This is a genomic window from Paenibacillus dakarensis, from assembly GCF_001373415.1.
Lineage (GTDB): Bacteria > Bacillota > Bacilli > Paenibacillales > Paenibacillaceae > Paenibacillus_AQ > Paenibacillus_AQ dakarensis.
Window position 1 is genome coordinate 22,509 of record NZ_CDSE01000007.1, and the last position, 13,435, is coordinate 35,943.

General features: G+C 43.1%; 14 protein-coding genes and 1 pseudogene. 7 read left to right on the forward strand and 8 right to left on the reverse strand.

All coding sequences use genetic code 11. The features are described 5' to 3' along the window. Nucleotides 1-46 precede the first annotated feature (46 nt). The 3 genes and pseudogenes from BN1234_RS00640 to BN1234_RS23005 all read right to left on the reverse strand — a co-directional run. Nucleotides 47-709 (reverse strand): YwrJ family protein, encoded by a 663-nt coding sequence (locus BN1234_RS00640; protein WP_054954732.1) that lies wholly within the window; start codon nucleotides 707-709, stop codon nucleotides 47-49. 131 nt (nucleotides 710-840) lie between these two features. Beyond that, nucleotides 841-1,242, reverse strand: a complete 402-nt coding sequence (locus BN1234_RS22650; protein WP_245640047.1) for a hypothetical protein — start codon at nucleotides 1,240-1,242, stop codon at nucleotides 841-843. A 253-nt stretch (nucleotides 1,243-1,495) separates the two neighbouring features. Further along, nucleotides 1,496-1,657, reverse strand: a pseudogene (locus BN1234_RS23005) (DUF2642 domain-containing protein); the annotation flags it as partial. A gap of 210 nt (nucleotides 1,658-1,867) precedes the next feature. Here BN1234_RS23005 and BN1234_RS00650 point away from each other — a divergent pair. Beyond that, a complete protein-coding gene (locus tag BN1234_RS00650) occupies nucleotides 1,868-2,917 on the forward strand; it encodes a CotH kinase family protein (RefSeq protein WP_054954734.1) in 1,050 nt (349 codons plus the stop codon). A 518-nt stretch (nucleotides 2,918-3,435) separates the two neighbouring features. Here BN1234_RS00650 and BN1234_RS00655 read toward each other — a convergent pair. Then, complete coding sequence (locus BN1234_RS00655; RefSeq protein ID WP_054954735.1) at nucleotides 3,436-4,671, reverse strand: RNA polymerase sigma factor; 1,236 nt, start codon at nucleotides 4,669-4,671, stop codon at nucleotides 3,436-3,438. 126 nt (nucleotides 4,672-4,797) lie between these two features. Between BN1234_RS00655 and BN1234_RS00660 the strand changes: the two genes are divergently transcribed. Further along, nucleotides 4,798-5,298 carry a YcxB family protein gene (locus BN1234_RS00660; RefSeq protein WP_054954736.1) on the forward strand — a complete coding sequence of 167 codons (501 nt, stop codon included), beginning with the start codon at nucleotides 4,798-4,800 and terminating at the stop codon, nucleotides 5,296-5,298. Nucleotides 5,299-5,470: 172 nt separating this feature from the next. Here BN1234_RS00660 and BN1234_RS00665 read toward each other — a convergent pair whose 3' ends face one another. Beyond that, a complete protein-coding gene (locus BN1234_RS00665; protein ID WP_054954737.1) occupies nucleotides 5,471-6,115 on the reverse strand; it encodes a hypothetical protein in 645 nt (214 codons plus the stop codon). A gap of 276 nt (nucleotides 6,116-6,391) precedes the next feature. Here BN1234_RS00665 and BN1234_RS00670 point away from each other — a divergent pair, with 276 nt between their 5' ends. The 5 genes from BN1234_RS00670 (at nucleotide 6,392) to BN1234_RS00690 (ending at nucleotide 10,368) form a co-directional block, all read left to right on the forward strand. Next, nucleotides 6,392-7,366, forward strand: a complete 975-nt coding sequence (locus tag BN1234_RS00670; protein ID WP_054954738.1) for an NAD-dependent epimerase/dehydratase family protein — start codon at nucleotides 6,392-6,394, stop codon at nucleotides 7,364-7,366. Between the two features lie 245 nt (nucleotides 7,367-7,611). After that, on the forward strand, nucleotides 7,612-8,685 hold the full coding sequence (locus BN1234_RS00675) for a VanZ family protein (RefSeq protein ID WP_054954739.1): 1,074 nt from the start codon (nucleotides 7,612-7,614) through the stop codon (nucleotides 8,683-8,685). 88 nt (nucleotides 8,686-8,773) lie between these two features. Then, nucleotides 8,774-9,421, forward strand: coding sequence for a hypothetical protein (locus tag BN1234_RS22375; RefSeq protein WP_054954740.1), 648 nt, complete (start codon nucleotides 8,774-8,776; stop codon nucleotides 9,419-9,421). 12 nt (nucleotides 9,422-9,433) lie between these two features. After that, nucleotides 9,434-9,856: a hypothetical protein gene (locus BN1234_RS00685; protein ID WP_054954741.1), complete on the forward strand. Its 423-nt coding sequence runs from the start codon at nucleotides 9,434-9,436 to the stop codon at nucleotides 9,854-9,856. Nucleotides 9,857-9,861: 5 nt separating this feature from the next. After that, a complete protein-coding gene (locus BN1234_RS00690; protein ID WP_054954742.1) occupies nucleotides 9,862-10,368 on the forward strand; it encodes a hypothetical protein in 507 nt (168 codons plus the stop codon). Between the two features lie 12 nt (nucleotides 10,369-10,380). Here BN1234_RS00690 and BN1234_RS00695 read toward each other — a convergent pair whose 3' ends face one another. From BN1234_RS00695 to BN1234_RS00705, 3 genes are all read right to left on the reverse strand, one after another. Further along, complete coding sequence (locus tag BN1234_RS00695; protein WP_054954743.1) at nucleotides 10,381-10,791, reverse strand: hypothetical protein; 411 nt, start codon at nucleotides 10,789-10,791, stop codon at nucleotides 10,381-10,383. A gap of 263 nt (nucleotides 10,792-11,054) precedes the next feature. After that, nucleotides 11,055-12,833, reverse strand: coding sequence for a flavocytochrome c (locus tag BN1234_RS00700; protein WP_054954744.1), 1,779 nt, complete (start codon nucleotides 12,831-12,833; stop codon nucleotides 11,055-11,057). Nucleotides 12,834-12,931: 98 nt separating this feature from the next. Then, entirely contained in the window at nucleotides 12,932-13,285 is a 354-nt protein-coding gene (locus tag BN1234_RS00705) for a NusG domain II-containing protein (RefSeq protein ID WP_054954745.1), read from the reverse strand. Nucleotides 13,286-13,435: the final 150 nt, after the last annotated feature.

Genomic DNA, 13,435 nt, shown 5'->3' on the forward strand with positions numbered 1-13,435 from the left:
CTGTATGGGCTGGCATAAGGGGAGGGGATTTTATGATCGTTTCGGATTAAGGAAGGTGAACACACTTGATATGATCGGCATGAACGAAGTTCGAACGGCCATCGGCTTGTATCAACTCGATTAGATTATTGTCTATCGATTGAAGAAGCCCTGTTTTTTGCGGATGGCCGCCCAGATCAAATATAACGAGTTGTCCTTGAAGCTTGTGCAGCTGCTGGTCCCACGTTCTGGAAAGCGAAACGACAGCGGGCTGGATGGGGAAATGTTCTTGGCTTAGGGTATAGGGGGTTACATTTGGCGGATAGGGCACTAAATATTTGACATGATGGATGGGAATATACACCGTTCGATATAAGGGGGAGAAATACACGAAGTAATCATTCATAATGCTCGTTACATATCCGTGTAGTGCATGCTGTCCTCCGAGATACATTTCCGAAAAGGTTCCACGTGAATTCATCAGCATTTTGCGATAAGAGATGTGAGTATGTTCTTTCAGGGGAGCCGGTTCATCTGATACGGGTGTATCCCATTCATCCGCCAGCCGCAAGTGTTGAAGATGGTGGATAGGAATATAATAATACCTGGACTTGGAAAAAAGGACGAGCACATCGTTCCCGATATCCACAAAATGCCCGCGAAGCTGCATTTTATGCCCGGAAAGCTCAACTTCCACTGGCCTATTTAACATAGAGATGATCTGTTCCATAGCTGCCCTCCTTTCATGGCGCTGAACATATTGCTGCTGCAAAGAGGCCTAGGATGGATGTATGTTTGGGGCCTGTTCAATGATTCACACCAAGCAGGCTTCAGCATATATTATTTGCAAGGCTGCTTTGCCTAGGAGCATGGAATGCAGACTGCAATCCGTATTCCTGACAAAGTCAGATTGAAGGGAGTGTTATTCGCCGTGTGAGGAGCGGTTACGACCTGTGTGGTTGCGACCAGTGCGATTGCCGCCAGTGCGGTTACGACCTGTGCGGTTGCGACCAGTGCGATTGCCGCCAGTACGGTTGCGACCAGTGCGATTGCCGCCAATGCGGTTGCGACCAGTGCGGTTGCCACTAGTGCGGTTACCGCCAGTTCGGTTGCCACCAGTACGGTTGCCCTCAGAGCGGTTGCCCTCAGAGCGGTTGCCTTTAGAATGGTTTCCGCCAGATTGGTTACTGCCACCAGACTGATTGTTACCTCCGGATTGGTTACCTTGGTTATTGCCTCTGCTTCGGTTTTTATTTCCTTCACTCTGAGCTACAGTAATCGATTTGATATGCATGACTGGAATATGAACAACTTCCTTACCTTTTACGGTCATTAGGAGGTAGTTCTGATTCACATCAACGATAATGCCTTCTAATTTTTCATGGCCGGCGCGATTGACTTTGACATATCTGTAACGAAGTGCTTGCATTACGCCCATGAAATCATCCGATGTAATCGGATTAGCTGCATTTTCTTGTGCTCCTGCTGAGGTTCCGGTATCCGTTACACTCTTAATATGAGCATTGTTCACATAGACGGTAGATCCATCTTGTGTCTGAACAACCAGATGATCAGAGTTTACTGACCGTAATATGCCTTCCACTGAATCCGGTCCCCCACGATTGATCTTTACATTTCTACCAATCAGGCTAGCAATGCTGTACATGTTAACTGCCATGCCTCATTCCCCTTCCCTGAGCCTTATATTTAGGTAGAGTATGAGAGTATAACGAGTCGAATGGAATGCTGATTTCTGGATCCCTGGCAGTTGTCTCCCATCTCTACCTATATTGCATTTATATGTATCCCGTACTAGAAAGGGACTGGTTCAATATAATCGAACGGATAAATCAGGCGGAAGTAGATCAGCCATAAGGAGGTAAGTCCTGTGGGTTTGCCGGTTTACCAAATATTTATTAATAGTAAAGAACATGAGCTTCTAAAAAGCGATATATGGTCTGACAGTTTTGTATCAGCACAGATGCTGCAAGGGGGAAAGCGAATCCCCATCCGCATCCGTTACAGAGGTGGACATACCCGCGAATACCCGAAGAAGTCCTATGAAATACGCACATCACAGGCAACCTATCATTTTAATGCAGAGTATGATGATCCCTCGATGATCCGGAATGCTCTATCATTTCAATTCTTTGATTCTATAAATGTACCAAGTCCAGGGACAAGGCATTGTGTACTTCATATAAATGGGAAAAATGCTGGTGTATATCTGAGGATTGACGGGGTAAAGTCTTCTTTTTTCCGCAGGCGGGGCATTCCGGTGCGAAGTATTATTTATGCGGTTAACGATAACGCTGATTTCTCGGACAAAAGCTTGTCTAAGAAGTCTTTTTTTTCAGGATATAGTCTCATTAAAGGCGGAGAGGAGGACCGTACCAGACTGTCCCAGTTCATTCGCAGCCTTCATATTTATGAGGGAGAACAGCTGCAGCAGCATTTACAAAGCTGTCTTGATATCGACAATTACTTACGCTGGTTATGCGGGGCTGTACTTACGGGCAATTACGACGGATTCAATCATAATTACACCTTGTTTGAACACCGTATACGCAAGGTTTACCGTATCATGCCGTGGGATTACGAGGGCACCTGGGGCAGGAATTGCTATGGCAAGCTGGTAGATTCCAATCTGGTCAAAATTCATGGATATAACAAACTAACGGAAAAAATATTATCCTATCGGGTGTACCGCCAGCAGTATAAAGCACTGCTTCTTCACTTTTTGGATACGGTATTCACGGTGCGGCGTCAGCTTCCTGTTGTATACCGGATGGTGAACAATATTGCTGAAGATGTTTATAAGGATCCGAACCGGAAATGGAGCACGGGAGTATTTGATGGTGAGCCGGATACGATTCGTTCGTATATCGAAAATCGGCGGCAGGATATTGTAGATCAGGTCAAGAGGCTGGACGCTTGATGGAGAAGGAGACCCGCACTACCGAGACAATTATAAGTAGTGATCCAACAACCTTTATCCGTTGATTTCTGGCATTGCCTTACGCCTTCTCTATATAGATGAAAAAAACCCGCACTTTCCTTAACGGGGAAGTACGGTTTTTTTACGAACTTTCGCTCTGTTCTTAATTTAGTCTCATTATAACGAAATACCAGTAAAATTTTTCCCGAAGTTAGTAAATGTTGAAGCTGCAAGGGAGTTAGAGCCAACAAATCTTAACTACGAGGATCTGAGAAGATGGCATGCCGGTGGGGAAACCGCCAGAAATATAACGCCTCTTGGATATTTTGGCGCACCTGCGGATTTTGAGAAGGAAGATGTAGAAAATCTAATTCTAGTAGATGGTATTAGCAAATTTGCAACACTTCGATTAAAGGAATATCTTAACCAATGATAGAGAGTACCCGTGAATGGGCGATATTCGCTGAGAAGGTTGCTCCAAAAAAGAAGACCCGGTAAACTATCCGGGTCTTCTTCGATCACACAAGCTTTTTCAAATACTGAACCCACTGCTCATACAGTTCAGCCTCAGTACAATGGAAAATCTCCTGAAATCCATCTAAATTCCGAATCAGTTTATTAAGGCCCTCGATCCCGTATTCCAAAATAATGAACTCGATGATGGTATAGGATAGTTGAAAACCTTTCATCGTCCCGAAGTCCCAAGTATCGTTGTTTAATTCATGGAAGAATGGCACTCTTCCTTGCTCAATCACCTCTGCTATGGAGCTCTTAATAAAATCAGCCGCCATTTGCTTCGATTCATAGCTGCCAACCCCTTGACGAATCCATTTTGGAGCGGCCGGGTTAATATCACTTATTAGCCACATGGCATAGAGGTGCACCGTAGATTTTAAAATCGATTCATACGTATGCTCAGGTCCCGGGTTAAGCGGAGAAACGATCTTCAATGTATTGTTCTCCATCGTTCCCATAAACCAGTTCGGGGCATCATGCTCTCCCACAGCCTGGTGAAAATTCTTAAGATCCGAATAGATTTCAATGGTGATTTTGGCGGTTGGGACATGTTCGTATTTCGTATTAATTCGCTCAACGTTCTCCTGAAGCTCCTTAAACAAGTCATGGTGCAGTTTGTTCTTGCCTTCTATCTTCTGACCGCCTGCTTCATTCTTATTGACGATCGAAATCATATTCTGAATAGACATAATGGCAATGTCACCCCATTCTTTTAATTCTGTCTTTAGTTTCTCTAAAGTACGATACAGCCGATTCTTAACGGCACTTTCACGCATCCCCGTAATTTCAGAGATTTCTGAAAAAGTACAGTCCACAAAAAAACGCAGCATAATGATCTGATTATCCAAAGCGCTCAGCTTTTTCAAAGCGGTACTAATGTCAAACTGAATTTCAACATGCTTCGTAAAATCAAGAGAAATCAGACGCGATTCGTAAGCCGTAGGGTCCGAGGCACTTTCGAGGATGCGGGATATCCTTCGGTACTCATTTTTCAGTGTGTTTTGAGCAATCTTAAAGATCCAGGTAAATAAGCTGGACTCTTGGTTGAACGAGTGAATATTTCTGAATACATTTATAAAAACCTGTTGGGTTAAGTCCTCAGCAGCTTCTGGATTTAACTTGAACGAGAAATACTTACGGATTTTTTCATGATATTGTTGAAAAATGTCTTCTATATTCTCTTTGCTGCCCTGCATATCCGGATATGCAGGGTGTGATTTGTCATGAGCTCCTGACATCGCCTGAACCTCCTCTTGGCCTTACAATTCATTAGACACCGGGAAGGCAGAAAAAGCCACGAAGAATAATTATTTTTTTGTTATACTAGAGACGATTGATTATGAAGTCAGGGGGAATTCCAACCTATGAAAATTGTAATGGATTTAAAGAAAGAGGATTTCTGGAATTATAATAAGTTTGTCATGTTCAATATGCCGAAGTATAGAATATCGATGATTCTCAGCCTGCTGAGTATTCCAGTCAGCTGTATTATTATCTCGAAGCTGCTTGGCGCAAGCTGGGTGTTCTCCATTGTATCCGGAGTGATCATCGGCGGTCTGGCGGATGTCTTGTTCATTTACAGAATCAAGAGCAGAACGATGAAAATGGTAAAGACGAATGATGGCGTGATAGGCGAGCATATCATTGAAGTCAATGAGAAGGGATTGTATGATTCTACACTTCGAGCGAATTCGCATTGTAACTGGGATGGCATTCATGAGCTGAGGCAGGACAAGGACAACCTTTATATTTTTGTGAACAACATTCAAGCGACCATCGTTACGAAAAGATCGTTCTCTAACGCTGCTGAAGAACAGGAGTTTGTAAAGCAGGTGGAGCAGTACGCCAAGAAGCAGTTTATTTAAGTTTTTTTACATAAGCTAAAAGAAAGCCCATCGGCTGGCAAGGGATACGATAAAACGAATGTAGAATGAATAAAGCCTGGCTCATTGCCAGGCTCTTTAGTTGCTTATGAGCGATTAGAGAAAAAGATCGGTGGTTTGCAAAAATAGGTGACTATGAAGTTGATCCTAAAAATTAGTCTGTTTTACCATCTAACTCCCTCACCCATTCACTATCATTCCAAATATCGGGGTTGTTAATGGCTATATTTTCTCCACGAGTTATGAAATCATAACCATCTTTTGTACCCGTATACCAATCAACAATGACTAACTTGCCGTTTACATTACGTACAAGAAACTCAGTAACTTCACCACGGCTACCTACAGAATTAATAATTTCCACAGGTAATTTTAAATAGAGAACCCCCCCCTTCACATCATCGGTATACTCCGCTTCCCAAGTGCCAATCTGAATATTTTGCACCTTCTCATTAAATTGGGCATACGTATCATACTGGGATTGAATTTTCTTTTGTGTATACTGTTTAAGGTATTCGTTATGTATAAATGTATCCAATTCAATATCCGTGCCGTTCCAGATCGCTTTATAATAGTCATTCAGCGCTCGTACACACATTTCATAAGCTGTTTCAGAATCTTGAATAGATAGTTTCCCTTCATTTTTAGCTAAATATCTGGGAGAATCCTGTAATAAATTCATTTCAGTGCTTGGCTTAATTTCATTGTTATTAACACGACCTAAGCTGCTTTCATCCGAGATTGACGGTGCACATGAACTCAGAGTAAGTAAGACTACTAACAGATAAGCAAATTTCATTATATTCCCCCCTGTAGTCAAAATGTATAAATGTGGTACTAACCTGTTATTATAGTAAACTGCTTATGAATTATCCATGATTTCCCCTAATAAAACTAATATACCGGTCTTTTGTGTGAGCGTGTGACTACACATAAAAAATATAGATGAAGAAACTTTGTTAAAATTTTCACAAATTGTACTTAATATATCCGTGCACATAGTTAAAAATTAGGTAAAATAAATTTGAGGAAAAAATTAGATGTACTAATTCATATAACTTGGAGGATGAACTTCATGAAAAAAGTATTCGTACTAGGTGGAACTGGATTTTTAGGATATTTTACAATTAAGGAATTATTAAAACGAGGATACAACGTATCGACGGCAGCGCTGCCTCCTATGCCAACAGAAGATCTTCTGCCCCATGAAGTGGAATGCAAATTAGGTAATATCAATGAAATGACAGACGAAGAAGTACTGGATATGCTGCAAGGGGTTGATGCATTTGTATATGGGGCAGGTGCTGATGAACGGGTGGTACCGGACGCTCCGGCGAAGAAATTCTTCTATGAAGCAAACGTGCTTCCAACACAGCGTCTGGCTAGACTGGCCAAGCAGGCTGGTGTGAAAAAATTCGTGCTGTACGGCTCGTATTTTGCCCATTTTGCTGAACAATGGACAGACCTTCCGCTGAAGGATAACGCTTATCCGCGCACTCGCCTGCTGCAAGAAGAGGTAGCATGTATGGAAGGTGAAGGTGCAATGGACGTAATGACGCTCCGCTTGCCTTACATCTTCGGCGTGATGCCTGGACGTATGCCGCTGTGGACGATGTTCGTGGATCGGGTTAAGGGTAAGGAGGTTGTTCCTGTTCTTGGCGGGGGTACTGCAATGGTAACCGCTCAGCAGGTGGCTGAAGCAACAATCGGAGCGATCGAGTATGGAACACATCGGGGCAAATATGCGATCTGCGGTATGAATATGAAGCATAGCGAGTTCCACCAGATGATTGCTGATGCGCTGGGTCAGACAGACACCACGATAACAGTGGTGCCATTAGAACAGATGATCCCTGCGATGGAGCAAATGGATGCGGAAACCGCTGCAGCAGGTAAAGAGCATGGCATTCATTTGAGCGTAGCTGTAAGAGGACAGGACCGGGATGCTTATCTTGATCCGGCTGATACCATGCCAACTCTGAAATATAACGAGGAAGATATCCGCGCATCGATTGTGGAGACACTTCAGAAATGTGTGCAAGAAGCATAATTGTTCGCAATCACTCATCATTATAGAATAAACCAGGAACCCGTGCCGCGTCAGGCACGGGTTCTTTTGCGATGAAGATTGGCGGACCGTCCTAGCAGCCAGCTTTGATTCGTGTCTAAGTGAACGTTGGCAAGGACATATTAAGAAGCGATGTTTTTATAATCTCGATTTAAACAGAGCCTAAACTTCCTTTAAACAGAATCGTTTAAGATATATGAATATCCAGATTAGAATAGGTGATGAACATGCTTGATTACTACTTGTTTCCGATATCGTATGCGTTTCTGACCTTTCCTGTAGCTGCACTGCTGTGTGCTCTGCCAATCCTGATCCTGCAGTACCGGAAGTATGGCTATTTCAGTAAGGTTCGGGGATTGCTGCTGTATCTGTTTTTGCTGTATTTAATGAACGCATTGTATCTGGTCATCCTGCCTTTACCGGCCTCGAGACATAATGAGCCCATGAATGTGACCTCATATATGCAGTGGATACCGCTTAATTTTATACGAGATATTGTGGCGGAGACGAAGGTGGTGTGGTCTGAACCGGCCACATATGTGCACTTATTTAAGGAAAGAGCATTTTTGCAGGTGGTGTTTAATATTGCACTGGTAATACCTTTCGGGATGTTTGTCCGCTATTACTTACGGAAGGGCTGGCTTGTATGTCTTGCTGCTTCTTTCGGGTTATCCTTGTTCTTTGAGTTGACGCAGGTGACCGGGATTTACGGTTTCTATGATTATCCTTACCGGCTGTTTGATGTGGACGATTTACTGCTGAACACCTCAGGGGGAATGCTCGGATATGCGGTGGCAGCCTGGATGTCGGCACATATACCGCGCTTGAACCGTCTGCATGAGGAAATTGACCTCTCACAAAAACGTGTCAGCTACACGCGCAGGGTGATTGCTTTTGGCGTGGATTGGATGGTGCTGCTGCCTGTGATGGTTCTGCTCTATGCCCTGCAAGTACCGCTGGCCTATTTTGTAGTAACTGGCGTGTATTTCATTATCATTCCTTATCTGAAAGAAGGGAAGACGCTCGGCAAATCATTCGTGCGCATTCGCATTGCTGGTGAGGGGAAACGGCTGAAGCTGCGTGAGCTTGTCATTCGGACGGGATTACTGTACTGGGTGTTTATAGGGGCTCATGTTCTGTATATGAGTGTGAACATCTCCGGAATCATAGGTATGGTGTTTCTTCTTGGATTATTTCTCATGGATATGTATGTCTTCATGAATGTCATGTTAAGCCTGCTAGATCGCAAGCGTCCACTGCTTTATGAACAGAAAAGCGGAACCCGTCATGTCATAGCCTAAAAAAGTTATGATTTTCTCCTTGGAAAATTCCATATTGCAGACAATTATATTGTATTATTTGTTACAATATGGAATTAAGGGATGGTGATTGGATCTGGGGAAAAGAATATTTTATATTTCGGCTGCGGTATTAGGACTCATACTCCTGCCTGTTCATCATTTGGGGGACTCGGTCGGTGATGATCTTTTTCGATGGATAGGGATATCTCCTTGGTCAAATTGGGGTACATACGGATTTCATCTGCCGGTTCTAATGGGTCTCCTATTGCTCACGATTGGATGCATTGGTGTTTGGAAAATATATAGTCCTCGTTATCGTAAAATCGGAAGCTATCTCCTTATCGGTTGTATCGTTTTTATTTATATTTTTCCCTTCATGTCAAAACAGTTTTTCTTTCTAACAAAATATAATTCCACCGATATTTCTTCTGTTGCCTATTCTAAAAAGAACAGCAAGTGTACTTATACGGCCGAAGACAAGAAGGTAAAGGCAGAGTGTAAGCTGAATATTTACAATTACGGCAAGCTGGAGCAGGTAACTCTGCGTCCGATTATAAATCAGGAGATGCTGCAGGCAAACCTTGAGCCCAAGGTGGTTATAGTGCCTCCCAGATCCCAAACATTTGTGAATGAGATATTCTACGAAGATCAAATGAAGGACAGTTCTATTCAAGTGTGGGATAACGATGTTAGTGTGGAGATTGAGGTAAACGGTTACAAGAAAACGTTCGAGTAGGGGGATAAAATAATGAATCTGAACGGTAACAAGTGGCTGATCTTGCAGTTAAGTTTGAATGGAATCCTTTTATTTCTTTCCATTGTTGTATTTGCGCTGCATCACGCTCGTTTCACGCCTTCAAGCTTCGGTTTTTTATATTTTCTCGCTGTTTTGGGCTTTGCAGGTGTGTTTGTTGCCCTCATTGTAGATCTAATGACGTCGGCTACCAGACAAGTTCACGGACAAATTGTACATAAGGAAGGACGGACCATACATATTAGCCGAACCGACGGGAAGCTGAGGAAGTATAAAGTTACAGTGCCGGAAGTGCTTCAGAGGCTTGAAAAAGGGCAATTTGTTACGATGTCGCTGAGCAAGCTTGCGCAAATTCCCCAGTCCATCCACATTGTTGATCCACCTGGTGAGCCAGAGAATTGGCTGGAGGCCCGGTAAGAAGGGTGGGAACTGCATTGCGTCATGTGAAAGTACCATTGTTGGCCTGTCTAGTGTTCTTATTGCTTAACTCCCCGGTGTATTCCAGCTGGGCCTATGCGTTCGTTGTAAATGATGGCAGATTATTTGTCGTCTCTGACGATGTTGTCCAAGAGGAGCTGGTAGAGGAGAATGTTGGGGAAGTCAAGTACTATTCAACGCAGGAGGGATCTTATAGTGGCAACTTTTCTAATATATATCCAGCAGGGACGAAGTATTATGCCATTCAAGGATACTCTTCGGAGGAGGTCATTGCTGTTCAGTCGCAAGCAGGGGAGTACATTAAGGCTTACTTTGAGCGGGAATATGGCAGCAGTCAGGGTTCGAATCAGCCTGAACCTGAACCGTATAGTGAGAAGGTTTTCGAGATGGGGAAGAAGGATTATAGTATGGTTCTAGCTGTACTTTTAACCGCATTTGTAACCTTGTTTATTACGATATCCGCTGTCGTTATTAAGAACCGCAGAATATAAGATGCGTCCGTCTTAATTACCTACACCAATCAGATAAACTTTATCTTTTTCCAATTGGTCAGGATATAAATCCATAAAGGTATTAAAATCGAGTTCTTTATTTGGTAGTGAAGAGATGATATCTTGTAATTCCAATTGTAAATTGTAATATTTATTGTTATCTAAGATGATGCAGAAGGTTATATTCGTATCTAGATGTAAAACTTGAAATAACTCTTTTATCACTGCAGCCTGATTTCTTTTTGAATCGGATGATACAAAATCGCAAGAGCAATGGTTAGTAATATCATAATAATACTTCTCTGAATATCTATGTCCCACACTCCTTGTTATATCTCTAACATAGATATCCATATTGATATATTTCTCAATAATAGAATCAGGAATATTATGATCTATTACAATATGCATAAAATAACACATAGCAGCCTCCGGTTTGTATCAGGATCGATCTTACTCGTCATTTCTGTATCTTCACTGATATAAACACCATTAAATGAAAAAGGTTCTATGATTATCAGGAATTAAAACTGACTGAAGCATATCTCATCAAAAGATTTAAAATGTAAATCTATTGTACAAATAAAGAGGCTCCACGACAGCGGCAGTGATTAAATATCATCTGCGCTGCGTGCAGCCTTATTGTATTTATAGGGAGATTGGGAGTTTTCTAAAGTGAGTTAGGCTTACTTACCGACTTGTTGACCTGCGATCCGGCCGAAAGTGATGATATCGGCAATCGCATTACCACCGAGGCGGTTCGTACCATGAATAACACCTGTAACTTCACCAGCGGCATAGAGACCGTCGATGACTTTGCCATCCGTATTCAATACACGAGTTTCGGTATCGATCACGAGACCACCCATTGTATGGTGAACGGAAGGTACAGCCTTCTGGATGTAATAAGGGCCTTTCTCCAGGGAAGCCAGACCGGCACGATGGTTGAAGTCAGGGTCTTCACCCGTTTTCGCATACTTATTCACTTTATCAACCGTTGCTTGAAGCTTCGCAGGATCGATGTTGAAGAACTTTGCAGCATCTTCGATGGTTTCTGCTTTATACAGCAGACCATCTTTCACGAGTTGATCATACTCATCTGGATGAGCTTCAATGGTCTTGCTGATTGCTTCCAGGTCCTGGTTCCACAACTGATAAGCATATTTTCCTTCTTGTGCAAGGATGGCTTGAGAGATTACATCACGACGCTCAAGCTCTTCGACAAAGCGCTCGCCGTTTTGATTAATCAGAATAGCACCGTCAAAGCGGGAGTCTGCAACGAGTGAGATTACGCCTGTCTTCGGATTACATACAGGATACGTTTGAATGTTCTCCATATTCGTAATGTCTGCATTGATCTCCTGTGCCATCACGATACCATCACCTGTTGTACCAGGAGTATCTGTAGACATGTAGCTGTCATCCAGAACCGGGTTATATTTGCTGCGCATTTCAACGTTCGATCCGAATCCGCCGGATGCAATGATCACGCCTTTGCTTGCGTTGAACGTAATTTTCTGACCGGAACCACTTGTTGCTTCCACACCGACAACACGGCCGCTGTCATCTGTAATTAGCTTGTCAGCTTTCATATCTGTCTTCACAGGAATCTCAAGCTCAGCTACTTTTGCATTGAATTTCTTGATCAATTCAGCACCCGTATGACCAACCGGAATCAAAGCGCGCTTCACAGAATGACCGCCAAATTGGAATAATTGATCCGGAATGAATTCAACATTGATCTCATCGCGGAGCCATTCAGCAGAGCTGAGGGCTTTTTCAGCCAAAATCTTCACATGATCCGGACTGCCTGCATTGTCTCCGCCTTTTAACGTATCTTCGTAAAACAGCTCCACGCTGTCATTGGTAATACCGACTGCCTCCTGTACCCATGTGTTTGGAGCGTTCATCTCGCCGCCGGAGATCAGCGTATTACCGCCAACTGTAGGCATCTTCTCCAGAATCACAACATTAAAGCCGGCCTTTTTCGCTTCGATTGCTGCACTGAAGCCCGCGCCGCCTGCTCCGATAACGACAACGTCAAAGTTCTGAACTGCTTCTTCCGTCTGAGCGTTTCCGCCGCTTGCAGAACCGGCAGTTAATGTTACGCCTGCCTTTGCAATCGCATCAGCAATCGCAGCCAGGTAACCTTTACTTGTTTCAGTGGAGCCGCTGATCGCATCAACCTCGGCGCTGTTTGCCTGCATAACGCTGTCTTTCAGTTTTGTATAAACGGGCTCTGCTAGCACTTCATTTTCCTTCTGTTCCAGTACTTTGACATCCGATATCTTCCCATCTGTGAAAGCTACCTCGACCTTGATATCCCCATGTTTACCATTACCAACGCCTGTTGCCTTTACCGTTCCTTCTGCAGAAGATGGATCTTTAGATCCGCAAGCTGCCATGGTGAATACCAAGCAAAAAGTTAATACAAGAGCTATGGTCTTCTGAGTAAATTTTCGCATAGTGCCTCCTTAAAAATGTTGAGATAATATACTCCGTACCTTATGAGCGCGGGAGCCGCTAAGGAATGATAAGGAAATTAGTATATAGTATAGTGAAATTATTCACTTACTATGGAAAGAATGACCCGATTTGGCATGCACACGAGAATCTCGTTAGGCTTGCTGATCGGATGACTGTCTTCACAGAGATGATCAGGACAATCGGCTTCCAGCATGAACGCTGTACCGTCTTTAATCTTGATCGTGTTCATGCCACGCTCGGAAAGAACACTGAATGTCTGTGTATAATCCTCATTAGGAATCTCGATTTCCTTATACAGCTTGTCCTCAAGATATATCTGGAGAAGCTTGGGGCCCTGCCCGGCATCTGCTGTGTTGTCCGAGTAGAACCCAAGCAGGCTAACGGCAAATAAGCTGATGATTCCGATAAGGAGAAAATCCCACTTATTCATTACTTAACACCTACTTTGTGAAAAAAGGTACAATATGAATTATAGAGTGCATGCTGTGAATTGTATTTGCACAAACCAGTCTTTTTTTATCTATTTCGGGCTATTGCAAGTGATCTTGAACATTCAATTGTACAGCATGCTGTAATAGGA

Excerpts from the sequence above, each read along its gene's own strand:
- BN1234_RS00640 (WP_054954732.1), bottom strand. The coding sequence starts at position 709 with ATGGAACAGATCATCTCTATGTTAAATAGGCCAGTGGAAGTTGAGCTT.
- BN1234_RS00655 (WP_054954735.1), bottom strand. The coding sequence starts at position 4,671 with ATGTCAGGAGCTCATGACAAATCACACCCTGCATATCCGGATATGCAG.
- BN1234_RS00660 (WP_054954736.1), top strand. The coding sequence starts at position 4,798 with ATGAAAATTGTAATGGATTTAAAGAAAGAGGATTTCTGGAATTATAAT.
- BN1234_RS00665 (WP_054954737.1), bottom strand. The coding sequence starts at position 6,115 with ATGAAATTTGCTTATCTGTTAGTAGTCTTACTTACTCTGAGTTCATGT.
- BN1234_RS00670 (WP_054954738.1), top strand. The coding sequence starts at position 6,392 with ATGAAAAAAGTATTCGTACTAGGTGGAACTGGATTTTTAGGATATTTT.
- BN1234_RS00675 (WP_054954739.1), top strand. The coding sequence starts at position 7,612 with ATGCTTGATTACTACTTGTTTCCGATATCGTATGCGTTTCTGACCTTT.
- BN1234_RS00685 (WP_054954741.1), top strand. The coding sequence starts at position 9,434 with ATGAATCTGAACGGTAACAAGTGGCTGATCTTGCAGTTAAGTTTGAAT.
- BN1234_RS00695 (WP_054954743.1), bottom strand. The coding sequence starts at position 10,791 with ATGTGTTATTTTATGCATATTGTAATAGATCATAATATTCCTGATTCT.
- BN1234_RS00700 (WP_054954744.1), bottom strand. The coding sequence starts at position 12,833 with ATGCGAAAATTTACTCAGAAGACCATAGCTCTTGTATTAACTTTTTGC.
- BN1234_RS00705 (WP_054954745.1), bottom strand. The coding sequence starts at position 13,285 with ATGAATAAGTGGGATTTTCTCCTTATCGGAATCATCAGCTTATTTGCC.